Raw genomic sequence first — 22,738 nt, 5'->3', positions numbered from 1 at the left:
TTCAGGAGGAACTGTGCGACATCCGATTTTTACCTTTTTACTCGGCCTGGCGGTGCTTGTCACCGCCGGGTGCGGCTTCCATCTGCGCAGCACCACTCAGGTTCCCCATGAGTTGCGCACGCTGGTATTGCAGAGCGGCGATCCCTATGGTCCGCTGGCGCGTACGGTGCGTCAGCAGCTGCGCCTGAACAATATCACTATCGTGGAGGCGGAGGACGCCGGTACGCGTACCGACCTGCCAACGCTGCGCCTTTCCAGCGAACGCCAGGGCCGCGACACCGCATCGGTGTTTCAGAACGGCGTAACGGCGGAATACTCTATGGTGATGTCGGTCAGCGCGCAGGTGGTGATTCCGCAAAAGGGTATCTACCCGATCAGCGCTACCGTTTATCGTTCCTTCTTCGATAACCCGCTGGCAGCGCTGGCGAAAGACGCCGAGCAGAACATCATTCGTGATGAAATGCGTCAACGTCTGGCCGAACAGCTGGTGCGTAAGCTGCTGACGGTGCATGCCGCTCAGCTGAACGATAAAACTACCCTGCCAGAGCCTGATGTGCTGGCGCCGGGTGAGGATTCACCGGAAGTCTCATCCTCTTCAGCCACCAGTCTGCAATGATCAGGATTTACCCTGAACAACTGCACGCGCAGCTCCGCGAGGGGCTGCGCGCCTGTTATCTGCTGATTGGCAACGAACCGCTGCTGCTGCAGGAAAGCCATGATGCGATTAAAGCCTGTGCGCAGCAGCAGGGTTTTACTGAACACTTCAACGTTGTGCTGGATAACAGTACCGACTGGGACGCCGTTTTCAGCAGCTGCCAGTCGATGAGCCTGTTCGCCAGTCGTCAAACGCTGACGCTGACGCTGCCGGAAAACGGCCCCAACGCAGCGATCGCCGCCCAGCTGGAAAAGCTGAGCACGCTGCTGCACAGCGATATGCTGCCGATTATCATCGGCGCCAGATTAACCAAAGCCCAGGAAAACAGCGCCTGGTTTAAAGCCTTTAGCGTTCAGGCGGTGCTGGTGCCCTGCGCCACGCCCGAACATGGCCAGCTCCCGCGCTGGGTCGCCGCGCGCGCTAAAGGGATGAAGCTCGACCTCGACGAGGCGGCCTGTCAGCTGTTGTGTTACTGCTACGAAGGCAATTTGCTGGCGCTGTCTCAGGCGCTGGAACGCCTCTCCCTGCTCTGGCCGGACGGCAAACTGACGCTGCCGCGCGTCGAGCAGGCAGTCAGCGATGCGGCGCACTTTACGCCGTTCCACTGGGTCGATGCGCTGCTGGCGGGCAAAAGCAAACGCGCTCTGCATATTTTGCGACAGCTCGCCGCGGAAGATAGCGAGCCGGTGATCCTGATCCGTACTCTGCAACGCGAACTGCTGCTGCTGCTGACCTTACAGCGTCAGCAGGATAAAGCGCCTCTGCGCGTGCTGTTCGATCAGCATCGCGTCTGGCAAAACCGTCGCGCGTTATTCAGCGACGCGCTGCAACGCCTGTCGCTGCTGCAGATTCGGCAGGCGATTCAGCTACTGACCCGCCTGGAAATCACATTAAAGCAGGATTATGGTCAGCGCCTCTGGCCGGAACTGGAAACCCTCTCGCTGTTGCTTTGTAATAAAGCGTTACCGGCGGAATTAGGCGAATTTTAATGGCTTCACTTCAGGCGCTGTTCGGCGGCACGTTCGACCCTATCCACTACGGCCATCTGCAAACGGTGGAGGCACTGGCGCGTCAGGTCGGCCTGCGTCAGGTGACGCTGCTGCCGAACAATGTGCCGCCTCATCGCCCACAGCCAGAAGCCAGCGCGGCGCAACGCGTGGCAATGGTGGAGCTGGCGATCGCCGATCGTCCGCTGTTCAATCTTGATACGCGCGAGCTGGCGCGGCAAACGCCTTCATGGACGGTGGAAACGCTGGAACAGCTGCGCGCGGAACGCGGCGCGGCGCAGCCGCTGGCCTTTATCATCGGCCAGGACTCTTTGCTCAGCCTGCATAAATGGCATCGCTGGGAGTCGCTGCTTGATCTTTGTCATCTGCTGGTCTGTCAGCGTCCCGGCTATGCCAGCGAAATGCCGACGCCAGAGCTACAGCGCTGGCTGACGCAGCATCAAACCCACGATGCCGACGCGCTGCATCGGCAGCCTGCTGGCCTGATCTGGCTGGCGGATACGCCGCTGGTGCCGGTATCGGCCACCGACATTCGCCAGCGCCGTCATCAGGGCATCTCCTGCGATGACTTGCTGCCCGCCGCAGTAATCGACTATATCAATCATCAGGGCTTATATCGCCCTTGTTAAGCGCATGGTATACTGCGCCGCTAAATTTTCAGGCGCCCCGTTTCGGCGCGCCTGGCAGTCAACAGAAACAGTTACCCAAGGGGGAACCTTTTGCAAGGTAAAGCACTCCAAGACTTCGTTATTGATAAGATTGATGATCTTAAAGGTCAGGATATCGTTTCTCTCGACGTGCAGGGTAAATCCAGCATCACCGATTGCATGATTATCTGTACCGGCACCTCTTCTCGCCATGTGATGTCGATCGCCGACCATGTGGTTGAAGAATCGCGCGCCGCCGGCCTGATTCCATTGGGCACGGAAGGCAGAAACGCCGCTGACTGGGTAGTGGTCGATCTCGGTGAGGTTATTGTTCACGTCATGCAGGAAGAGAGTCGTCATCTGTATGAGCTGGAAAAGCTCTGGAGCTAAGCAGTGAAGTTGCAGCTTGTCGCCGTAGGCACCAAAATGCCGGACTGGGTTCAAACCGGCTTTATGGAATACCTGCGCCGCTTTCCGAAAGATATGCCGCTGGAGCTGACCGAAGTCACAGCGGGTAAACGCGGTAAAAACGCGGATATCAAGCGTATTCTCGAAAAAGAAGGCGAAGCGATGCTGGCGGCGGTTGGCAAAGGCAACCGGATTGTCACGCTGGATATACCAGGGCAACCCTGGGAAACCCCGCAGCTGGCGCAACAGCTGGAACGCTGGAAACAGGATGGCCGCGACGTCAGCCTGCTGATCGGCGGCCCTGAAGGGCTGGCGCCCGCCTGCAAAGCCGCTGCAGAACAAAGCTGGTCTCTTTCCGCGCTGACGCTGCCTCATCCGCTGGTACGCGTGTTGGTTGCAGAAAGCCTGTATCGTGCATGGAGCATTACTGCGAATCATCCTTATCACCGTGAATAATCCGATAAGGCAAACCGGACAACCGAACAGCGGATGAAATCTCAACGCAACTCTTTTCGTGACTATACTGCCGAGCAGACACTTTTCGTACGGCGAGCCCTGCTCGCTTTCGTCGGTATCTTGCTGCTCTCTGGCATCCTGGTCGTCAATCTGTATCACCTGCAGATTTTACGCTTCGAAGATTACAGCACCCGTTCCAATCAAAACCGCATTAAGCTGGTGCCGGTGGCGCCGAGCCGCGGCATTATTTATGACCGCAACGGCGTGGCGCTGGCGCTGAACCGCACGATTTATCAGGCGGAGCTGGTACCGGAAAAGGTCGATAACCTGAAGCAGACGCTGCAGGATCTGCGCCCTATTCTCGATCTGACCGACGACGATATTGAAAACTTCGAGAAAGAGCGTAAACGTTCGCGGCGCTTTACCTCTATCGCATTGAAAACGGCGCTGAACGATGTGCAGGTAGCGCGTTTCGCAGTGAATCAGTATCGCTTCCCTGGCGTCGAGGTGAAAGGTTACCAGCGGCGCTACTATCCTTACGGTCAGACGCTGACGCATGTCGTCGGCTACGTCTCCAAGATTAACGATCGCGATGTCGCACGCCTCGATAAAGAGGGCAAATGGCCGAATTATGCCGCGACGCACGATATCGGCAAGCTGGGCATCGAAAACTACTACGAAGATGTGCTGCACGGCAAAACCGGCTACGAAGAGGTGGAAGTGAATAACCGCGGCCGCGTGATCCGTCAGCTGCATGAACAGTCGCCGCAGGCTGGACGCGATATCTGGCTGACCATCGATCTTAAACTGCAACAGTATATCGAAACGCTGCTGACCGGCAGCCGCGCCGCCGTAGTGGTCAGCGATCCGCGCACCGGCGAGATTCTGGCGATGGTCTCCACGCCGAGCTACGATCCGAACCTGTTTGTCGACGGCATCTCCAGTAAAGATTACAAGGCGCTATTGCAGGATGAGAACCGTCCGCTCTATAACCGCGCCATCCAGGCCGCCTATCCGCCCGCGTCGACGGTGAAACCTTACGTCGCCGTCTCAGCGCTCAGCGCTGGCGTGATCAACCGCAACACCAGCCTGTTCGATCCCGGCTGGTGGCAGTTGCCCGGCTCTGAAAAGCGCTACCGCGACTGGAAAAAATGGGGGCATGGCCGCCTGAATGTCACCAGGTCGCTGGAGGAGTCGGCGGATACCTTCTTCTACCAGGTCGCTTACGATATGGGCATCGATCGTCTGTCGGAGTGGATGAATAAATTTGGTTACGGTGAACGCACCGGCATCGATTTACCGCAGGAGAACCCCGGCAATATGCCGACGCGCGAATGGAAAATGAAGCGTTTCAAAAAACCGTGGTACCAGGGCGATACCATTCCGGTAGGCATCGGCCAGGGCTACTGGACGGCGACGCCGCTGCAAATGAACAAGGCGCTGATGATCCTGATTAACGACGGCATCATCAGAACCCCGCATCTGCTGCGCGCCACGCGTGAGAATAATCTGCTGGTGCCTTATCGTCAGCCGCCGGCGACGCCCATCGGCGATATTCACTCCGGCTACTGGGAAATCGCCAAAGACGGCATGTACGGCGTGGCGAACCGGCCTAACGGCACAGCCCATAAGAGCTTTGCCGACGCGCCCTATAAGATCGCCGCGAAATCGGGCACCGCGCAGGTTTTCGGTCTGAAAGAGAACGAAACCTATAACGCGCACAAAATCGCCGAACGTCTGCGCGACCATAAACTGATGACCGCGTTCGCTCCTTATGATAAACCTCGCGTGGCGGTGACGATGATTCTGGAGAATGGCGGCGCCGGTCCGGCGGTAGGCACCGTAATGCGTCAAATTCTCGACCATATAATGTTAGGCGACAACAATACGGCGCTACCGGAAGCCGCGCCGACGCCGCCCGGTTATGAAGGTGAATAACGATGTCCATGAACGATAGCCCCCAGAAAAAATCGATCTGGACCAAGATACATATCGATCCGCTGTTCCTGATCATCATCGCCTGTCTGCTGATTTATAGCGCGTTCGTCATGTGGAGCGCCAGCGGCCAGGATCCCGGCATGATGGAGCGTAAAATCGGCCAGATCTTTATGGGGCTGGCGGTAATGGTCGCGATGGCGCAGGTGCCGCCGCGCGTCTATGAAGGCTGGGCGCCCTATCTTTATTTGGTCTGCGTGGTGCTGCTGGTGGCGGTGGACGCCTTCGGCCATATTAGTAAAGGGGCGCAGCGCTGGCTCGACCTCGGCGTGGTGCGCTTCCAGCCCTCCGAAATCGCCAAAATCGCCGTGCCGCTAATGGTGGCGCGCTTTATCAACCGCGATGTCTGCCCTCCGACGTTAAAGAATACCGGCATCGCGCTGGTGCTGATTTTTGTACCGACGCTGCTGGTAGCGGCGCAGCCTGACCTCGGCACATCGATTCTGATCGCCGCCTCCGGCCTGTTCGTGCTGTTTTTATCCGGCATGAGCTGGAAACTGATCGGCATCGCCGTTCTGCTGGTTGCCGCCTTTATTCCGGTGCTATGGTTCTTCCTGATGCATGACTACCAGCGTGACCGCGTGATGATGCTGCTCGATCCAGAAAGCGATCCGCTGGGAGCTGGCTACCATATTATTCAGTCTAAAATCGCTATCGGTTCCGGCGGACTGCGCGGCAAAGGCTGGCTGCACGGCACCCAGTCGCAGCTGGAGTTTTTGCCGGAGCGCCATACCGACTTTATCTTCGCCGTGCTGGCGGAGGAGCTGGGGCTGGTCGGCGTGCTGATCCTGCTGGCGCTCTATCTGTTGCTAATTATGCGTGGTCTGGTTATCGCCGCACGGGCGCAAACTACCTTTGGTCGCGTGATGGCTGGCGGCCTGATGTTGATTTTGTTTGTATATGTTTTCGTTAATATCGGCATGGTAAGTGGTATCTTACCGGTGGTCGGCGTACCTTTGCCGCTGGTGAGCTATGGCGGTTCAGCGTTGATTGTACTGATGGCGGGATTCGGCATTGTGATGTCGATCCACACACACCGTAAATTGTTGTCTAAAAGCGTTTAAGAGGCTTTCGATGCGTAAGGATTGGCTTTGGGTGGGTGCAGCCTCGCTGCTGTTAGCCGCCTGTACGACTACAGAACAGCAGACGTCGGCGCCGCAGCAGCCGGTCTATAACGGCCCCGTAGTGGAAATTGGCGGCGTTGAACCGCGCTACGAGCCGATCAATCCGGCTACCAGCCAGGATTACAGCGTTAACGGCAAGACCTACAAAATTATCAAAGATCCCTCCAACTACAGCGAAACCGGGCTGGCGGCCTGGTATGGCGAAGAGGCTAACGGCACCCGTACCGCGACGGGCGAAGCCTTCGATCCTGAGGCATTGACCGCAGCGCACCCTACTCTGCCGCTGCCCAGCTATGTGCGCGTGACGAACCTCGCCAACGGCCGACAGCTGGTGGTGCGCGTCAACGATCGCGGCCCTTACACGCCGGGACGCATTATCGATCTGTCACGCGCGGCGGGCGACCGGCTGAATATGTCGAACAATACGCGCGTGCGCATCGATTACATTAAAGTCGCGCCCGACGGCAGCCTTTCCGGTCCCGGCACCATCGGCACCGTAGTAGCGAAACAGAGCTACGCGCTGCCGTCGCGTCCCGATATCGGCGGCGGCATGATGGTGATGGGCGGCGGCGCAGCCGCGCCTGCCGCTCAGCCGCAGGATATTCAGCCGGTGGACAACAGCACGTTAACCAGCGATGACCAAATGGGCGCGCCGGTACGCAGCAGCGGTTTCCTCGGCGCGCCGACGCCGCTGCATCCGGGCGTGCTGGAAGGCAGCGAGCCGGAAACGCCAGCGTCGTCTGCGCCCGTGGCCGCCCCGTCCGCGGCGCCCTCAGCCGCCGCGCCTGCCGCAGCGGGCAACTATGTGGTGCAGGTCGGCGCGCTAAGCGACGCCGGACGCGCCAACCAGTGGACCGATAAGTTAAAATCGCAGTTCGGCGTGCCGGGCAACGTTGCGCCCAGCGGGAAACTTTATCGCGTACAGCTGGGCCCCTTCGCTTCTCGCCAGGAGGCGGCGGCGTTGCAGCATCGTCTGCTCAGCGAAGCGAATCAGCAATCCTTTATTACCGCAACCGGCGGTATGTAACGCACAACGGCGACACTTCGCGCTGACGCGGCGGCAACGCCTGTTTATCGCGTCAGCGTGAAGTTGGATGCCGGCAAAAACGCCTTTTGCTATAGTAAGGCACTTTTTTCACTAACCTCCACGGATGTTGTTGTCTCTAACATGAATACGCTGAAAACCTGTCACTATTTTAAGCGCCTGGCGGCGGGCACCGTGATTGCCCTGAGCCTGAGTCAGGCCGCACTGGCCGAAGACGTTAATATCAAGACCATGATCCCTGGCGTACCGGATATTGACGCAGAAGCCTATATCCTTATCGACTACAACTCCGGAAAGGTGCTGGCCGAGAAAAACGCCGACGCGCGTCGCGATCCGGCCAGCCTGACCAAAATGATGACCAGCTACGTCATCGGACAGGCGGTCAAGGCGGGCAAAATTCATCAGGATGATATCGTTACCGTTGGCCAGGACGCCTGGGCGACCGGCAACCCGGTGTTCCGCGGCTCCTCGCTGATGTTCCTGAAGCCGGGCGATCGCGTGCCGGTTTCCCAGCTGACGCGCGGCATCGTACTGCAGTCCGGCAATGACGCCTGCGTGGCGATGGCGGACTACGTGGCGGGCAGTCAGGATGCGTTTGTCGGCCTGATGAACAACTACGTTAAGGCGCTGGGCTTACAGAATACCCATTTCCAGACGGTTCACGGACTCGATGCCGAAGGCCAGTACAGCTCCGCCCGTGATATGGCGCTAATCGGCCAGGCGCTGATCCGCGACGTGCCGGAAGAGTACGCGGTTTATAAAGAAAAAGAGTTTACCTTCAACAATATCCGTCAGACTAACCGTAACGGCCTGCTGTGGGATACCAGCCTGAACGTGGACGGCATCAAAACCGGTCATACCGCCTCCGCTGGCTATAACCTGGTCGCCTCCGCGACGGAAGGCCAGATGCGTCTGATCTCAGCGGTGCTGGGCGGCCATACTTACAAAGGCCGCGAAATTGAAAGTAAAAAGTTGCTGACCTGGGGCTTCCGCTTCTTTGAAACCGTCGCGCCGCTGAAGGCGGGCAAAGAGTTCGCCTCTGAGCCGGTCTGGTTCGGCAACAGCGATCGCGTTCAGCTGGGCGTTGATAAAGATATGTATCTGACTATCCCGCGCGGCCGCATGAAAGATCTGAAGGCCAGCTACGTACTCAGCAACACTGAACTGCACGCGCCGCTGAAGAAAAATCAGGTGGTCGGCACGATCAATTTCCAGCTCGACGGTAAAACCATTGAACAGCGTCCGCTGGTGGTGCTGAATGAAGTGCCGGAAGGTGGCTTCTTTAGCCGTATCGTTGATTATATCAAGCTGATGTTCCACCACTGGTTCGGCTAACAGGCTTCCAGCCATTGATATTGGCGTCAGTTGCCCATATAACCAGAGTATCAGTACACTCCCGCCACGGCGGGAGTCTTTTTTCGCACCGGAGTCCATATGAAAACCAAACTGAATGAACTGCTCGAATTCCCCTGTTCCTTTACCTACAAAGTCATGGGACTGGCGCAACCGGAGCTGGTTGATCACGTGGTAGAAGTGGTGCAGCGTCACGCGCCGGGCGATTACACGCCCGACGTGAAACCCAGCAGCAAAGGCAATTACCATTCCGTCTCCATTACCATCAACGCGACGCATATCGAGCAGATCGAAACGCTCTATGAAGAGTTGGGTAAAATTGAGATCGTACGCATGGTGTTGTAACTTCTACACCGGCCAGGGCGGGTAGTACTCGCCCACGGCTGGCGTTATACTTCTTTCTTTCTTTGAAGCGGGAAGCACGTTTTGCAGCAGCCTCTCCTTATTGTTCGCCAGCTGGGCCTGCGCCCCTGGGAACCTGTCTCTCTTGCTATGCACCAGTTTACCGATCGACGCGACGCCGATACGCCTGACGAGCTCTGGCTGGTGGAGCACCATCCGATTTTTACTCAGGGCCAGGCCGGCAAAGCTGAACATCTGCTGATGCCCGGCGATATTCCGGTGGTCCAGAGCGATCGCGGCGGTCAGGTCACCTATCACGGACCCGGTCAGCAGGTGATGTATGTGTTGATCGATCTGAAGCGCCGCAAGCTGGGCGTGCGTCAGTTGGTGACCGCCATTGAGCAGACGGTAGTGGACACGCTGGCGCATTACGACGTTGAAGCCTACGCGCGTCCCGATGCGCCTGGCGTCTACGTGGCGGGGAAAAAAATTTGTTCGCTTGGCTTACGCATCCGTCAGGGGTGTTCATTTCACGGCCTGGCATTAAACATCGCGATGGATCTGGCGCCCTTTCTGCGCATCAACCCGTGCGGTTACGCCGGGCTGGAGATGACGCAGCTCAGCGCCTTCCGCGAAGGCGTTACGCCCGCAGCGGTGCAGCCGGTGCTGATTGAGAAATTTTTACAGCAGCTGGCGATCCCGTCAGCCAGCTGGCAACCCGACGACGGACTCGACGTATTGTAACCGTGCGTGCGACTTTACAATTTTGCAACGTTTTCACCGTCCGGCAGGCTGTTTGTCAGGCGCTGAAATGATATAATTTTTGCGATTTTTTCAAATAAAGTTGAAAAAGCAAACGACTCATTGAGTTACGGCCTCTTTTCAAACTGCAATCCAACCTGGAAACTGCACGCTTATGAGTAAACCGATTCAGATGGAACGCGGCGTTAAGTATCGCGACGCAGATAAAATGGCGTTAATCCCGGTGAAGACCGTGGTCACCGAGCGTCAGGAGTTATTACGCAAGCCGGAGTGGATGAAAATCAAGCTGCCTGCCGACTCCAGTCGTATTCAGGGGATCAAGGCGGCGATGCGTAAAAACGGTCTGCACTCTGTCTGTGAAGAGGCCTCCTGCCCTAACCTTGCGGAATGCTTTAACCACGGCACCGCGACTTTTATGATCCTCGGCGCTATCTGTACGCGACGCTGCCCGTTCTGCGACGTGGCACATGGACGTCCGTTAACGCCCGACAGCAACGAGCCGGCCAAACTGGCGCAAACCATTGCCGATATGGGCCTGCGTTACGTTGTCGTAACCTCCGTTGACCGTGACGATCTGCGTGACGGCGGTGCGCAGCACTTTGCCGACTGCATCAGCGCTATCCGCGAAAAAAATCCAACGATTAAAATCGAAACGCTGGTGCCTGACTTCCGTGGCCGTATGGACCGCGCGCTGGAGATTCTTACCGCAACGCCGCCAGACGTGTTTAACCACAACCTGGAAAACGTGCCGCGCCTGTATCGTCAGGTGCGCCCCGGCGCCAACTACGACTGGTCGCTGAAGCTGCTGGAGCGTTTTAAAGAAGCGCACCCGGATATTCCCACTAAGTCTGGTCTGATGGTGGGCCTGGGCGAAACCAACGCGGAAATCGTCGAAGTGATGCGCGACCTGCGCCGTCACGGAGTAACGATGCTGACGCTGGGTCAGTATCTGCAGCCGAGCCGTCATCACCTGCCGGTGCAGCGCTACGTCAGTCCGGCAGAGTTTGATGAGATGAAAGAGGAAGCGATGGCGATGGGCTTTACCCATGCTGCCTGCGGACCTTTTGTGCGTTCGTCCTACCACGCCGACCTGCAAGCCAAAGGGCTGGAAGTGAAGTAATATCTTCTCTTTTGCCGTTGAGAAAACGCAGCTTCAGGCTGCGTTTTTTTATGCGCGTCGGAAATGAGCGAATGCCCAGCGGCGCGCATAAAAACGCTGGATAACATAAGCCTGGCGGATAAAGGGAAACCGGGGCAGCAGAAGCAGAAGCAGAAGCAGAAGCAGAAGCAGAAGCAGAAGCAGAAGCAGAATAGCGCCCATAATAAAAGCCAGCAACCGCTGGCTTTTAATCTGAGGGGCAAGTTACATTTTGTAACTTAATGCCGCCGCGAATATTACTCTTTGTGGGTTACGCGCTCTGCCGGCATCTCTTCAGCCTTAGCAGGGGCCGCCGTATCCTCATCCTTCATCGCTTTTTTAAAGCCTTTAATGGCGGCACCTAAATCGCCACCCAGCGAACGGAGTTTATTCGTGCCAAACAACAGTACGATCAACGCACCGATAACCAGTAACTTGGCAATACTGATACCTTCCATAACACCTTCTTACATTAACAGGGAAGACAACTGCCGCTATTAACGCGCAGAACGCTGATTAATACAACAGCGACATGTAACAGATTACTAATTTTTCCCTTCAGCGCCGCATGCGCGGCGCGGCTTATAACCTGCCGGCGTTCTCAGGCCTCTTTATTGAGCGCCGGTCGAGCGAAGCGACGATTCGTCAGCACCGGCAGCATCCGTCGTGCGCTGGCCAGCCGCTCCGCATCCAGTTCGGCAAAAACCAACGCCTCCGTCTCTGCGGCGCGCGCGATAGTCACGCCCAGCGGATCGATAATCAGGCTGCTGCCGATATTACGCGGACCACATTCGCCTACCGCGATTAAATAACAGGTGTTCTCCAGCGCCCGCGCCGTCGCCAACACCTCCCAGTGCATCTCTTTTAACGGCCCTCTGACCCAGGCGGACGGCAGCACCAGCACATCTGCGCCATCAAGCGCCAGACGGCGCGCCAGCTCCGGGAAACGAATATCATAACAGGTCATCATGCCGACTTTCATGCCGCCCACCTCAACCAGCGGCGGCACGGCGTTACCGGCGGAAACCCGCTGTGACTCCTGCATGGTAAAGGCGTCATAAAGATGCAGCTTATCGTAGCGGGCGACGATCTCGCCGTCCCGTACAGCAAGCTGGGCGTTAATCGCGCGCTGCGGCCCATCCGGGATATAGATAGTCAGTATGGTGGTCAGGGCGTTTGCACGGCTTGCCGAGAGCAGTTCGGCCATAAAGGGGCCGTCAAGCGGCTGCGCTTCCCGCACTGCCAGTCCTGGGTCGCTCATATCGGTCGCCAGCACCGCCTCAGGCAGCACCAGCAGTGCGGCGCCCTGCGCCTGCGCCTGCCGCATCAGACGGACGCAGGTAGCCGCGTTTTCGCGCCATTCACGGCTGACGGCGAACTGTCCCATGGCAACGTTCATTCTCTCTCCTTATGATGACGCAGACGCCATTGTAACGCCCGCAGCGAAGGGTTTCAGGGCGCCAGCTGCTTAATCAGGTAGCGCGGCGATTCGATATAGTTTTCACGCGCGTAAAACTGATTGGCCTTAATGCGTTTCTCATGGCAATGCACTTCGAGGCGGTCGCAGCCGCGTTCGCGCGCCAGCTGCTCGGCATACTGTAACAGATGCTGTCCCAATCCTTTGCTGCGCTCGCCTTCCGCGATACAGAAGTAGCTGATGCGGGCAAAGTCGCCCTCCAGCGCCAGCTGCGGAATAAAGTGCAGCGACAAGAAACCAAGCACGGTTTGGCGATCTTCCGCCACCAGCAGAACCTCATCGGGATGATCTGTAAGCTGACGCAGACGTCTGTCCATAAAGCTATCGGTATTACCGTAGCCCAATTCATTCAGTAACGAGATAAGAGCAAAGCGGTCTTCAGGCTGAGCTGGGCGAATATTCATGGCGACTCCTTCAGGTACGCCGGACGCGTAGGGGATATCTGTTTATAGCCGCAGCGAAGGCGTTGAAGCAAGGCAATGGTGATTGCAAAACGTGACGAATGCTTTTTATGTGCAGCGGCGCAACAATTAATGTTTCCTTAATCTTGCGCTGACAAACTGAGCAAAAGGTTGATGAGGTGGACGATGAAATGAAAAACATGATACCGCAGTGCTTTTCTGAACTTTTTGCATTGATGCTGAGCTGTTTCTCTCTGATTTTCTTTGTCGCCCTGTACGTTTATCGTTAAACTCAGGCGAAAAAAAACCCGCCAGGAGGCGGGTTTTTAAAATTCTGACTGTTAACTTACAGAGCGATAACGTTAGCAGCAGATGGGCCTTTTGCGCCGTCAGTGATTTCGAACTCTACACGCTGACCTTCAGCCAGAGTTTTGAAACCATTGCTCTGGATAGCAGAGAAGTGTACGAATACGTCTTTGCTGCCATCTTCCGGAGTAATGAAGCCGAATCCTTTGGACTCATTAAACCACTTAACGTTACCTTTGATCTTGGACATCTATATTACCTTTACATGAAAAATGGACACTAAACTGTGTCGGGGTTAAGTACAGCAATTGCTGCGCGTTTTGTCCAGTGCGTCGTGAAGAAAAAGTGATAAATATCGCTATTTTTTCATGACCGACGCGTTTAACGCCGTTGAAAACCGCCCGCGGCCAGCCCGTTTACCAGCTGAGCTTTGCCATTTATTTCGATAATCGTTTATAAAATAACGCATTTAACAACCGAATCGGCATGCTTTGCTGCGCCCAGGCCCTGAGAGGAAATAAAACCATTTTTTTGTGATCTTTTATCGCTGCGCCTGATTTTTCATGCTTCAGACGCGCGTTCTTGCTTTTCTATTTTTTGTTCTGGATTTGGCGACCTCAAAAGTGCCTGTTTTATTCATCATATGTCGCCTGATATCGCCTGCTTCTATGCCGCAGCCTGACCGCCCCCCGAAGCGATAATTCACAGAAAAGCTTCTACTTTTTCGCAATGCATTGTAACAACATCTTATCTTAACTATATAAGCACTTAAGATTACGTTAACTTTTGGAACCAAAAAATGGCAAAAAGTAATAACTTTTCGCTTATTTATTGATAAATATCATTGAATTTGCCTTTAACAGCCTGAGAAAAGCGCGGGCAGATAAAAACAATCATTAAATTTACTTATTTTTCATTGATTTACACTGTTACCATAACCACATTAAACATATAAAGTAAATTTATAGATCTTTCATGTGTTTTTGCTAAAATGATGCTCGCCGCGAAATCAGCAGTAAGGAAGATAAGGATGGTCATGAAAATAAGATGTACCGCCTGTGGGAGTAAGCGGTTTCGTTATACTACCGGAGACCAGAAAGGGAAATTCCACCACGGCGCGGTATGTGCTTATTGTTTTAAACCCTTTACCGTTCAGGACGTACTACCGATAACAGAATTAGATCCTATTACCCGATGTCTTATTGGACAACGCAGCACAGGTTAGATGTTAAACAGGCGGCGTCTCACAAAGAGCGCCGCCTGATTCGGTTAAAACAGAATCTTGAATACGCCGGTCAGCGTCAGCAGGCCGACGATAAAGATAATTGCGATAATCCACAGTATAATTTTCATTCCATCCTCCCTTCTGGCCGGTCTTCAGATCGCTCCGGCCCTTGAGTAAATTGCGTTGCGGCATGGCGTCGTCAGGCTGCACAGTAGACCGATAACAACCGCAACGGCACCTGTCCGGTAAGTATAGTGAAAGTTACAGGTTCTGCATTTTGCGAGCTGGATCGCGCCTTTCTCTTTTGCTTTGCCGGACATCCAACCGATTAAAAAAAGAACACTAAACTTATAGCGCGAAACCGTTCGGTGCTTCGTTATCTACTTATAGCCTGTAAAAAGGAGGCCCTATGAGCAGCATTAATACCAGTATGGGGAGATATTCTCTGAAGGCGAAAAATGCCGGCGATCACATTAAAGGTTCGATAGCCATTAATGACGAAGGCGGCGGCCAGCTCTCTTTACAGGAGTTTGACGAGCATTATCTGGACGATGTGGTGAACAACGTCATCTATCCGGTGACGGGCGGCAATCGCGATATTACGCGAGCGCTGCGCGATGAGATGATCAAAGCCGGTTTTAAACAGCCGCACTGACTGATTTTGGGTCACCGCAGGTGACCCTTCTGTTTTCTGCGCGTCTTTGCCCGCTGCGCGCCGCTTCCCTGAAACCTGATTCAGTAAAAAGCGTAGAGAGAACGGCGCAGCGAGCGTTTCCTTTCTTCTTAAATCATAGCGGAAAGCAGCAGACAGCCTACCAGCCCGCAAACGGAAATAATGGTCTCCAGCGCCGACCAGGAGCGGAGCGTTTCGCCAATGGTCAGGTTAAAATACTCTTTAAACAGCCAGAACCCCGGATCGTTAACGTGAGAGAAAATCACGCTGCCCGCGCCGACAGCGATCACCATCAGTTCCGGGCTGGCGCCGGAGGTGGCAATTAACGGCGCGACGATGCCGCCGGCGGTAATCGCCGCGACGGTCGCCGACCCCAGCGCAATACGCAGCACCGCGGCGATCGACCAGGCCATGAAGATGGGCGACACGTTGGTTTCATGCATCAGGCCAGCAATATATTTATCCACGCCGCTGTCTACCAGCACCTGCTTGAACGCGCCGCCGCCGCCGATAATCAGCAGCATCATGGCGATGATCTTGATGGAATCACCCAGCGTATTCATCACCTCGTCCATGCTGCGGCCCCGGTTCAGACCAAAGGTGAAGATGCCGATCAACACGGCAATCAGCGTCGCCATAATCGGATCGCCGAAAAATTCCGCCCAAGGAAGTAGCACATGCCCTTTCGGCAGGATCATTTCCGCCACGGCGCGCAGCGCCATCAGAATCACCGGCACCAGCGAGGTCCAGACGCTGACGCCAAAGCTCGGCATCTCCGCTTCGCTGAAGGTTTTCGGGTTATAAAGCCCTTCGGGGATCGGCTTATCGATATTTTTCAGAAAGCGCGCATAAACCGGCCCGGCGAGGATCACCGTTGGGATCGCCAACAGCGTGCCGAACAGCAGGGTTTTGCCCATATCGGCGTCAAACAGAGTGGCGATAGCGGTCGGACCCGGATGCGGCGGCAAAAAACCGTGGGTGACGGAAAGCGCCGCCGCCATCGGCACGCCGACATAAAGCAGCGGCACGCGCGCCGACGCGGCGATGCTGAACACCAGCGGCAGCAACAGCACGAAACCGACTTCATAGAACAGCGCAAAGCCGACGGTAAAACCGGTCAGCACCACCGCCCACTGAATATGACGCTGGCCGAATTTCGCAATCAGCGTCGTGGCGATGCGCTGCGCACCGCCGCAGTCGGCCAGCAGCTTACCCAGCATCGCGCCGAAGCCCATAATCAGCGCCAGGCTGCCGAGCGTGCCGCCCACGCCGGTTTTAATCGAAGTGATAACCTTATTGACCGGCATGCCCTGCATCATGCCCACCGCCAGCGCAACCAGAATCAGCGCGATAAATCCATTTAGTCTGAAGCGAATCATAAGCAGGAGCAGCAGAGCCACCCCTACCGCAACGATAACTAATGGCATAACTTTTCTCCGGTGAATGGCCGCTCAAGGGCGACGGCCTCTGTTTTAATTGTGGGGTACGTCGGCAGCGCGCTGCGCGACAGGGTTACAGTGCGTGTTACCGATAACATGGTAACGATAACAATTTGTCACCGGAATGAGGGGAGTAAGCAGAATTACTAATTTGCGAAGATGATCAACTTTTTGCGGCCCGGTTAATGGATTGTGGCTTTTCGCCGGCACGTCATACGCTGCTACACTCGTCGTCACCTCAATCATAGTGCGGCGGGAATAAATGTGTTAACCAGCCAGACGATCGCTAACCGACAAACCTTTTTTGGCCGCGGCAGCCTGCAACAACTGCCCGCTCTGCTGCAACAGCAGCCTCAGCCCACCCTGCTGTTTTGCGGCGCCTCCTTTCTTAACGGCCCGCATTACGCCGCGCTCAGCTCAACGCTGACGCCGTTGCTGGTCGGCCATGAAATTGTCGCTCATGAAGCTTCGCCGGACGAGATTGACCGCTGGGTCGCGCGCTGGCGCGGTCAGGTAAGGCGCGTGGTCGCCATCGGCGGCGGTAGCGTGCTGGACGCGGCGAAAGCGTTCGCGGCGGTCAGCCAGCATCCGTTGCAAACGCTGCGCTATCTGGAGAAAGTGGGCGATACGCCGATTAGCGGCGATACGCTGCAAGTGATCGCCATCCCCACCACCGCGGGCACCGGCAGCGAAGTGACGCAGAACGCCGTCGTGACGGACAAAGGCGATGTTAAGGTGAAGGCCTCGCTGCGCCACGCCAACTTTGTGCCGCCGGTCGCGATTCTCGATGCCAACCTGCTCGACAACACGCCGGATCGCATCCTGGCCTGCTGCGCCATCGACGCCTTTACCCATCTGTTTGAAGCCTGGCTGTCGGCGAAGGGCAATTTTTTCACCCGGCAAACTGCGCTGAGCGGCATACGTCATTTTATTCAGGCCTGGCCGACGCTTAACCGCCAGGATGGACAGGGAGAAACGGCGTGCGAGGCGATGCTGATGGCGTCATGGTTTGGCGGCCTGAGCCTGAGTATGGCGGGACTTGGCGTGATCCACGGCATCGCCGGAGAGCTGGGCGCCATCAAAGATTATCATCATGGCGAGGTGTGCGGTCGGCTGCTGCTGCCTTTTCTCGACCTGCTGGAGAGCAGCGACCATCCACAACAGCGGGCGCTAATGGCGGAGCTGGATCGGGCGCTGTTTGGCGCCGCGCATTCTGAACCCGCACGCTATCTGGCGCAGTGGCTACAGGAACAGGCGATTTTTCCATTCTGGCGCGAGCCGCAACCCCTGAGCGCGGAAGAGGTCAGCTGGATCGTGACGCGCGCCAACAGCAAAAACGCGCTGGTCGATTACAGTGAAACGCAAATGCGCGAAATGCTGGCGCAGGCGTATCGCTGCGCCGTTTAATCCCCGCGCTCTCAGCGCGTCCTGAACGTCAACGCCGGGCGCTGCTTTACGCACGCACCGGCATTTTTGGCCTCGCTCAGGCAAACGGGCCGCGACCATCCAGCAGTTGCTGAATCACCTCCAGTACGCCCTCATGATTATTCGAGGGCGCCTGATAGCGCGCCGCCGCCTTAACCCGCTCCGGGGCATTGGCCATGGCGAAGCCGAAGCCCGCCTGATGCAGCATCTCCAGGTCGTTGCCGCCGTCGCCGAACGCCAGCACCTGCTGATGATCGATGTCCCAGCGCTGCTGCAACAGCGCCAGACCGTGCGCCTTGTGCAGCCCCGGAATAATCAAATCCGCCGAGCCGTGCCCGCTGCTGACCGCCGTCGCCACGCCCGCATGATGTCGTTCAATATCGGCTATCAGAGTCGGTACATAATCATCGGAAAGGTTCAGCGCAAACTTAAACAGACGATCGTCGATCTCATCCAGATGCGCGACCGCCCGCAGCCGGTGACAGTAGCGGCGCATCTTTTCGATATAGGCGGCGGGCGCGTCCGGGAAATACCAGGCGCTGTGATAGCCGCACAGCACGAATTTCAGGCCGGGATAGCTGCCGTGTCGCAGCGTATCGATAATTTTCATCACGTCATCGCGGGTAAATTCGCCAACAAAGCGATCTCCGCCCGCTTCGACGACATAAGCGCCATTCTCCGCCACAAACGCGATCTCATCGGCGATGCCGGGAAAAAAAGAGCGCAGCTGATAATACTGATTGCCGCTGGCAACGACAAAACGGATGCCGCGCGCCTTCAGCTGCGCGTACTGCCGTTGAAAACGCGCGCGGTTATAGTTTTTTCCGTCATCAAGAAAGGTGCCGTCCATATCCACCGCCACCAGCTTCACCTCTGCCATCCTCTTCTCTCCCGCTCGACTTGTTTGAGCCTCAGCTTAGCCGATGATTTTAGCGACCGCGACCGCCGCATCGGCAGTTACGGCAGAAGGAAGCGGCGCCCCCTCAGGGTCTGGGTCTGGCGCTGCTGGCGGACAAACTCGAGCTGCATGGCGCGTTGTGGGATCGGATAGCGATGCTGAACGAACATATGGGCGTGGTCGGCTACGCTTCCGTGGCGATGTTTGTGGCGATCTGGGGGCTTTCCGTGCTGAATTACCGCTACCGGAGATATGACCGGCTGACGGCGTGACCTCGCTGCGTGATACGTTTCCTTATCACACAAAACAGGCGCTCCGCGATCGGGAGGGCCTGTTTTTAACGTTTTACTCCTGCGCCGTTACGCGTTAGATCTGCCGCGTGCCAGATAGCCTTGCATTTCGCTGGCCGGCACCATGCCGCCGCCGGTCGCCCAGACCAGATGCGTCGCATTTTCCATCATCGTCGCCGTCAGCTGATAGCGAGCCTGATATTCCTGACTGGCGGTGATGCGCTGCGGCCCGCTCATACCGGCCAGGGCTGAAGGCTCCAGCTGAAGGTTTTCAGTCTGGTAGAGCAGCGCCAGCAGGTCATACATCGACTCATCGCTCAGCGTATAGCAGCCGTCGATCAGTTGTTCCATGGCGCGGCCGACAAAGCCGGAGGCGCGACCTACCGCCAGACCGTCCGCGGCGGTTTTGTTATCAAGGCCGATATCCTGCACCGATATCGCATCATGCAGGCCGGTGCTCATGCCCAGCAGCATGCAGGGCGAATGCGTAGGCTCGGCGAAGAAGCAGTGAACGTGGTCGCCAAAGGCGAGCTTCATTCCAAACGCCACCCCGCCGGGGCCGCCGCCGACGCCACACGGCAGGTAAACGAACAGCGGGTGATCGGCATCAACGACGATGCCCTTCTCACGCAGCTGCGCAGGCAGCCGCAAACCAGCGACGGCGTAGCCGAGGAAAAGCGTGCGTGAGTTTTCATCATCAATGAAAAAACAGGCGGGATCGGATGCCGCCGCCTGACGCCCCTGCTCAACGGCGACGCCGTAGTCCTGTTCATACTCCATTACTTCAACGCCGTGGGCGCGCAGCCTGTCTTTCTTCCACTGCCGCGCGTCTGCGGACATATGTACGGTCACGTGAAAACCGAGCTTCGCGCTCATAATACCGATGGATAATCCCAGGTTGCCGGTAGAGCCGACGGCGATTTTATGCTGGCTGAAAAACTGACGGCAGGCTGGCGAAAGCAAAATGCTGTAATCATCCGTCAGGGTAATCAGCCCCGCCGCCAGCGCCAGTTTCTCAGCGTGGGCCAGCACCTCGTAGATGCCGCCGCGCGCCTTGATCGAACCTGAAATCGGCAGATGGCTGTCTTTTTTCAGCCACAGGCGGCCTGCGATCGGCGCGCGCTCCGCCAGCTTCGCCTGCATATTCAGCGCAGGCGTCATGTCAGATTCGATAATGCCGCCGGTCGCCGCCGTTTCCGGGAAAGCCGCGGCGATAAGCGGCGCAAACCGGCGTAGCCTGGCCTGAGCATCTTCCACGTCGGCCTGCGTCAGCCCGACGCGCAGCAGCCCTTCGCGGGCGGGCTTCACCCCATCGTTAAACCAGATGGCTTCGCGCAAAGCTTTAAGTTCGTCGACAACGGGTGTGGCTCTGAGTTTGTTCTGAAAATCGGTCATTGGGCGCTCCCGGCAAAATGTTGACGACAGAAGAATGCAGCCGCTTAAACGGCACTGCTTAGCATAATAATTGACGCGTTAATCGCCTTATAAAGGCAATAAAGAACATCACGGCAGTAATGATTTAACCTCCTTTATCGCCGTAACGGCAATGAAGGAAGAAATTATTAAAGAGATGCTTGTTTTTGTGGACCGCTCGGGCGGCGTAACCAGACCGTCAGTCCTTTACAGTTTCGTATTTCCCTAGTGTTTCGACGCCATTTAAAGAGATCATCGCCCGACTGCTGAAAATCACTGTATTCTTCGCGACCACACCACCGCGACGCCGATCGCCTCCATGACGCGCTGGGATGCACTTTCCTGCTCTCCAATTTTACCTGACGGTTAGTCGCCTGCCGATGTGCCTGGGCAGGCGCGCCTCATAAGGCGCTGGCTTTTTTCCAGATGGACGCGGCTATACTTATCATTTTTACGCTGCCTGCTACTCTCTCGACATACGTACATGCCGGGCCTGGGGCGTCAGACGGTTTAAATTCTGTAACGGTTACTGAAATGGAAGCGATATGGCAACAGTAACGTTTCGACAGGCGCCTTCGCTTTTCTTCAACCCATCAGCAAGTCAGGAAAATATTATGTCAAACAACGAACCCGTTCAGGCCTGCGATCTCGTTATTTTTGGCACCAAAGGCGACCTTGCCCGTCGTAAGCTTCTCCCTTCCCTTTACCGGCTGGAAAAATCCCGTAGCCTGCATGCCGAAAGCACCATTACCGGCGTAGGCCGCGCCGACTGGGATCGAAAAACCTATGTTGAATTCGTCAGAGAGGCGCTGAACGCTTTTTTAAAAGAAGAGATGGATGAAGAAGTCTGGTCGCGGTTTGCCGAAAGACTCGATTTTTGCCCGCTTGATGTGAACGACGCGGAAGGGTTTAGCGCGCTGAAAGAAAAAGTCGACCAGGAAAAACGCATCACCATTAACTATTTTGCCATGCCGCCCGCCACGTTTAGCGCTATCTGCGAAGGTCTGGCATCCGCCTCTCTGCACCTTCCGCCGACGCGCATCGTCATGGAAAAGCCGCTGGGAAATTCTCTGGAGACTTTCAGAGAGATCAATGATGTGGTTAACCGCTATTTTGATGAAAGCCAGGTGTACCGTATCGACCACTATCTCGGTAAAGAAACCGTCCTTAACCTGCTTGCCCTGCGCTTCTCTAATTCTCTGTTTTTAAATAACTGGGATAACCGTTCGATTGAGCATGTCCAGATTACCGTCGCTGAAGAGGTGGGCATTGAAGGCCGCTGGGGTTATTTTGACCGCGCCGGCCAGATGCGGGATATGGTGCAGAGCCATCTTTTGCAGATATTGACGATGGTGACCATGTCGCCGCCGCCGGATCTGAGCGCCCGCGCCATCCGTGATGAAAAAGTCAAATTACTACGTTCGCTGCGCCGCATCGACCGCAGCAATATCCGCGATAAGGTGGTCAGAGGACAATATACCGGCGGCCTGATCAACGACCAGAAAGTACCCGGCTATCTTGAAGAAGAAGGCGCGGATAAGAAGAGTCAGACGGAAACTTTTGTTTCGGTCAGGGTGGATATCGACAACTGGCGCTGGGCTGGCGTGCCCTTCTATCTGCGTACCGGCAAGCGGATGCCGGTAAAAATGTCAGAAATCGTGATCTATTTTAAAAAGCCGCAGTTGAACCTCTTTTCCGCATCGCATAAGGAGCTGCCGCAAAACAAGCTGACGATACGTTTGCAGCCTGATGAAGGCATGGATCTGGAGATTCTTAATAAAATCCCCGGTCTGGATCATAAGCATCATTTGCAGATAACCAAGCTGGATCTGAGCTATTCCGATACCTTTGCGGAGCCGAAGCTTGCCGATGCTTACGATCGGCTGCTGCTGGAGTGCATGCGCGGCATTCAGGCGCTGTTTCTCAGCCGCGATGAGGTGGAGGCGGCGTGGGAGTGGGTCGATTCCATTACCCATACCTGGGACACTAATAATACCCCGTTAAGGCCTTACCAGGCTGGGACATGGGGACCGCTGGCGTCGGTAGAGAATATCTCGCGCGAAGGCCATGAATGGAATGAGTTTTCGTAAGGCCTGTGCAGCGCAGCCAGAATGGTGAACCTTAAGCGGAACGCAGCCTGCTGTCGGCAGGCGCGCTGAAAGCGGCCCTGGATGCACGTAAAATCAAGGCTGATTCATGAGCAAGCCACGGCGCTGTTTGATGAATCAGCCGAGTCTGGTTACATCCTGCCGGCTGCCA

23 protein-coding genes are annotated in these 22,738 nt (G+C 56.2%); 15 read left to right on the top strand and 8 right to left on the bottom strand.

Annotation, left to right across the window (positions count from 1 at the left end; genetic code table 11):
* The first annotated feature begins 13 nt into the window (after positions 1–13).
* The 12 genes from lptE to lipA all read left to right on the top strand — a co-directional run bounded on the left by lptE (position 14) and on the right by lipA (position 10,914).
* Positions 14–616 (top strand): LPS assembly lipoprotein LptE, encoded by a 603-nt coding sequence (lptE, locus tag C2E16_RS06270; RefSeq protein WP_038627451.1) that lies wholly within the window; start codon positions 14–16, stop codon positions 614–616.
* Complete coding sequence (holA, locus tag C2E16_RS06265; protein ID WP_038627452.1) at positions 613–1,644, top strand: DNA polymerase III subunit delta; 1,032 nt, start codon at positions 613–615, stop codon at positions 1,642–1,644. Before lptE ends, holA begins: the two co-directional genes overlap by 4 nt.
* On the top strand, positions 1,644–2,291 hold the full coding sequence (gene nadD / locus C2E16_RS06260) for a nicotinate-nucleotide adenylyltransferase (RefSeq protein WP_038627455.1): 648 nt from the start codon (positions 1,644–1,646) through the stop codon (positions 2,289–2,291). Before holA ends, nadD begins: the two co-directional genes overlap by 1 nt.
* A 90-nt stretch (positions 2,292–2,381) precedes the next feature.
* Positions 2,382–2,699: a ribosome silencing factor gene (gene rsfS / locus C2E16_RS06255; protein ID WP_038627457.1), complete on the top strand. Its 318-nt coding sequence runs from the start codon at positions 2,382–2,384 to the stop codon at positions 2,697–2,699.
* 3 nt (positions 2,700–2,702) lie between these two features.
* A complete protein-coding gene (gene rlmH, locus C2E16_RS06250) occupies positions 2,703–3,173 on the top strand; it encodes a 23S rRNA (pseudouridine(1915)-N(3))-methyltransferase RlmH (RefSeq protein WP_038627459.1) in 471 nt (156 codons plus the stop codon).
* A 33-nt stretch (positions 3,174–3,206) separates the two neighbouring features.
* Positions 3,207–5,111, top strand: coding sequence for a peptidoglycan DD-transpeptidase MrdA (gene mrdA / locus C2E16_RS06245; RefSeq protein WP_038627461.1), 1,905 nt, complete (start codon positions 3,207–3,209; stop codon positions 5,109–5,111).
* A gap of 8 nt (positions 5,112–5,119) precedes the next feature.
* On the top strand, positions 5,120–6,232 hold the full coding sequence (gene mrdB / locus C2E16_RS06240; protein ID WP_038630089.1) for a peptidoglycan glycosyltransferase MrdB: 1,113 nt from the start codon (positions 5,120–5,122) through the stop codon (positions 6,230–6,232).
* A 10-nt stretch (positions 6,233–6,242) separates the two neighbouring features.
* The gene (gene rlpA, locus C2E16_RS06235; RefSeq protein WP_104951447.1) at positions 6,243–7,319 is read left to right on the top strand and encodes an endolytic peptidoglycan transglycosylase RlpA; all 1,077 of its coding nucleotides are present in this window, start codon (positions 6,243–6,245) and stop codon (positions 7,317–7,319) included.
* Between the two features lie 141 nt (positions 7,320–7,460).
* Positions 7,461–8,672 (top strand): D-alanyl-D-alanine carboxypeptidase DacA, encoded by a 1,212-nt coding sequence (gene dacA, locus C2E16_RS06230; protein ID WP_038627464.1) that lies wholly within the window; start codon positions 7,461–7,463, stop codon positions 8,670–8,672.
* Positions 8,673–8,771: 99 nt separating this feature from the next.
* Positions 8,772–9,035 carry a DUF493 family protein YbeD gene (ybeD, locus tag C2E16_RS06225; RefSeq protein WP_038627466.1) on the top strand — a complete coding sequence of 88 codons (264 nt, stop codon included), beginning with the start codon at positions 8,772–8,774 and terminating at the stop codon, positions 9,033–9,035.
* An 81-nt stretch (positions 9,036–9,116) separates the two neighbouring features.
* A complete protein-coding gene (gene lipB, locus C2E16_RS06220) occupies positions 9,117–9,776 on the top strand; it encodes a lipoyl(octanoyl) transferase LipB (protein WP_038627468.1) in 660 nt (219 codons plus the stop codon).
* Positions 9,777–9,948: 172 nt separating this feature from the next.
* Complete coding sequence (gene lipA / locus C2E16_RS06215) at positions 9,949–10,914, top strand: lipoyl synthase (protein WP_038627470.1); 966 nt, start codon at positions 9,949–9,951, stop codon at positions 10,912–10,914.
* Positions 10,915–11,189: 275 nt separating this feature from the next.
* On the opposite strand, the gene tatE is transcribed toward lipA, so the two are convergent.
* From tatE to C2E16_RS20760, 5 genes are all read right to left on the bottom strand, one after another.
* A complete protein-coding gene (tatE, locus tag C2E16_RS06205; protein WP_038627474.1) occupies positions 11,190–11,390 on the bottom strand; it encodes a twin-arginine translocase subunit TatE in 201 nt (66 codons plus the stop codon).
* Between the two features lie 143 nt (positions 11,391–11,533).
* Positions 11,534–12,331 carry a deaminated glutathione amidase gene (locus tag C2E16_RS06200; protein ID WP_038627476.1) on the bottom strand — a complete coding sequence of 266 codons (798 nt, stop codon included), beginning with the start codon at positions 12,329–12,331 and terminating at the stop codon, positions 11,534–11,536.
* Between the two features lie 53 nt (positions 12,332–12,384).
* Positions 12,385–12,813 (bottom strand): GNAT family N-acetyltransferase, encoded by a 429-nt coding sequence (locus C2E16_RS06195; RefSeq protein WP_038627477.1) that lies wholly within the window; start codon positions 12,811–12,813, stop codon positions 12,385–12,387.
* A 343-nt stretch (positions 12,814–13,156) separates the two neighbouring features.
* Positions 13,157–13,366 carry a transcription antiterminator/RNA stability regulator CspE gene (cspE, locus tag C2E16_RS06190; RefSeq protein ID WP_038627478.1) on the bottom strand — a complete coding sequence of 70 codons (210 nt, stop codon included), beginning with the start codon at positions 13,364–13,366 and terminating at the stop codon, positions 13,157–13,159.
* 978 nt (positions 13,367–14,344) lie between these two features.
* Positions 14,345–14,551, bottom strand: coding sequence for a hypothetical protein (locus C2E16_RS20760; protein WP_167401660.1), 207 nt, complete (start codon positions 14,549–14,551; stop codon positions 14,345–14,347).
* A gap of 199 nt (positions 14,552–14,750) precedes the next feature.
* On the opposite strand from C2E16_RS20760, the gene C2E16_RS06180 reads away from it, so the two are divergent.
* Positions 14,751–14,996, top strand: a complete 246-nt coding sequence (locus tag C2E16_RS06180) for a hypothetical protein (RefSeq protein ID WP_038627479.1) — start codon at positions 14,751–14,753, stop codon at positions 14,994–14,996.
* Positions 14,997–15,124: 128 nt separating this feature from the next.
* Here the strand turns inward: C2E16_RS06180 and gntT are convergent, their stop codons facing one another.
* Positions 15,125–16,441, bottom strand: coding sequence for a gluconate transporter (gene gntT / locus C2E16_RS06175; RefSeq protein ID WP_038627480.1), 1,317 nt, complete (start codon positions 16,439–16,441; stop codon positions 15,125–15,127).
* A 276-nt stretch (positions 16,442–16,717) separates the two neighbouring features.
* On the opposite strand from gntT, the gene C2E16_RS06170 reads away from it, so the two are divergent.
* On the top strand, positions 16,718–17,860 hold the full coding sequence (locus C2E16_RS06170) for an iron-containing alcohol dehydrogenase (protein ID WP_084970578.1): 1,143 nt from the start codon (positions 16,718–16,720) through the stop codon (positions 17,858–17,860).
* Positions 17,861–17,936: 76 nt separating this feature from the next.
* Here the strand turns inward: C2E16_RS06170 and C2E16_RS06165 are convergent, their stop codons facing one another.
* Complete coding sequence (locus C2E16_RS06165; protein WP_084970577.1) at positions 17,937–18,758, bottom strand: Cof-type HAD-IIB family hydrolase; 822 nt, start codon at positions 18,756–18,758, stop codon at positions 17,937–17,939.
* Between the two features lie 377 nt (positions 18,759–19,135).
* On the bottom strand, positions 19,136–20,461 hold the full coding sequence (locus C2E16_RS06160; protein WP_038627485.1) for a D-serine ammonia-lyase: 1,326 nt from the start codon (positions 20,459–20,461) through the stop codon (positions 19,136–19,138).
* A gap of 632 nt (positions 20,462–21,093) precedes the next feature.
* On the opposite strand from C2E16_RS06160, the gene zwf reads away from it, so the two are divergent.
* Positions 21,094–22,569 (top strand): glucose-6-phosphate dehydrogenase, encoded by a 1,476-nt coding sequence (gene zwf / locus C2E16_RS06155; protein WP_084970576.1) that lies wholly within the window; start codon positions 21,094–21,096, stop codon positions 22,567–22,569.
* Positions 22,570–22,738 lie beyond the last annotated feature (169 nt).

The organism is Mixta calida (assembly GCF_002953215.1).
Lineage (GTDB): Bacteria > Pseudomonadota > Gammaproteobacteria > Enterobacterales > Enterobacteriaceae > Mixta > Mixta calida.
Note: the sequence above shows the minus strand (reverse complement) of the source record. Positions and strands in the feature narration are given on the sequence as shown.

Excerpts from the sequence above, each read along its gene's own strand:
- ybeD (WP_038627466.1), top strand. The coding sequence starts at position 8,772 with ATGAAAACCAAACTGAATGAACTGCTCGAATTCCCCTGTTCCTTTACC.
- mrdB (WP_038630089.1), top strand. The coding sequence starts at position 5,120 with ATGAACGATAGCCCCCAGAAAAAATCGATCTGGACCAAGATACATATC.
- cspE (WP_038627478.1), bottom strand. The coding sequence starts at position 13,366 with ATGTCCAAGATCAAAGGTAACGTTAAGTGGTTTAATGAGTCCAAAGGA.
- zwf (WP_084970576.1), top strand. The coding sequence starts at position 21,094 with ATGTCAAACAACGAACCCGTTCAGGCCTGCGATCTCGTTATTTTTGGC.
- tatE (WP_038627474.1), bottom strand. The coding sequence starts at position 11,390 with ATGGAAGGTATCAGTATTGCCAAGTTACTGGTTATCGGTGCGTTGATC.
- rlpA (WP_104951447.1), top strand. The coding sequence starts at position 6,243 with ATGCGTAAGGATTGGCTTTGGGTGGGTGCAGCCTCGCTGCTGTTAGCC.
- nadD (WP_038627455.1), top strand. The coding sequence starts at position 1,644 with ATGGCTTCACTTCAGGCGCTGTTCGGCGGCACGTTCGACCCTATCCAC.
- mrdA (WP_038627461.1), top strand. The coding sequence starts at position 3,207 with ATGAAATCTCAACGCAACTCTTTTCGTGACTATACTGCCGAGCAGACA.
- C2E16_RS06195 (WP_038627477.1), bottom strand. The coding sequence starts at position 12,813 with ATGAATATTCGCCCAGCTCAGCCTGAAGACCGCTTTGCTCTTATCTCG.
- C2E16_RS06180 (WP_038627479.1), top strand. The coding sequence starts at position 14,751 with ATGAGCAGCATTAATACCAGTATGGGGAGATATTCTCTGAAGGCGAAA.
- C2E16_RS06160 (WP_038627485.1), bottom strand. The coding sequence starts at position 20,461 with ATGACCGATTTTCAGAACAAACTCAGAGCCACACCCGTTGTCGACGAA.
- C2E16_RS06165 (WP_084970577.1), bottom strand. The coding sequence starts at position 18,758 with ATGGCAGAGGTGAAGCTGGTGGCGGTGGATATGGACGGCACCTTTCTT.
- C2E16_RS06200 (WP_038627476.1), bottom strand. The coding sequence starts at position 12,331 with ATGAACGTTGCCATGGGACAGTTCGCCGTCAGCCGTGAATGGCGCGAA.
- lipA (WP_038627470.1), top strand. The coding sequence starts at position 9,949 with ATGAGTAAACCGATTCAGATGGAACGCGGCGTTAAGTATCGCGACGCA.
- dacA (WP_038627464.1), top strand. The coding sequence starts at position 7,461 with ATGAATACGCTGAAAACCTGTCACTATTTTAAGCGCCTGGCGGCGGGC.
- holA (WP_038627452.1), top strand. The coding sequence starts at position 613 with ATGATCAGGATTTACCCTGAACAACTGCACGCGCAGCTCCGCGAGGGG.
- gntT (WP_038627480.1), bottom strand. The coding sequence starts at position 16,441 with ATGCCATTAGTTATCGTTGCGGTAGGGGTGGCTCTGCTGCTCCTGCTT.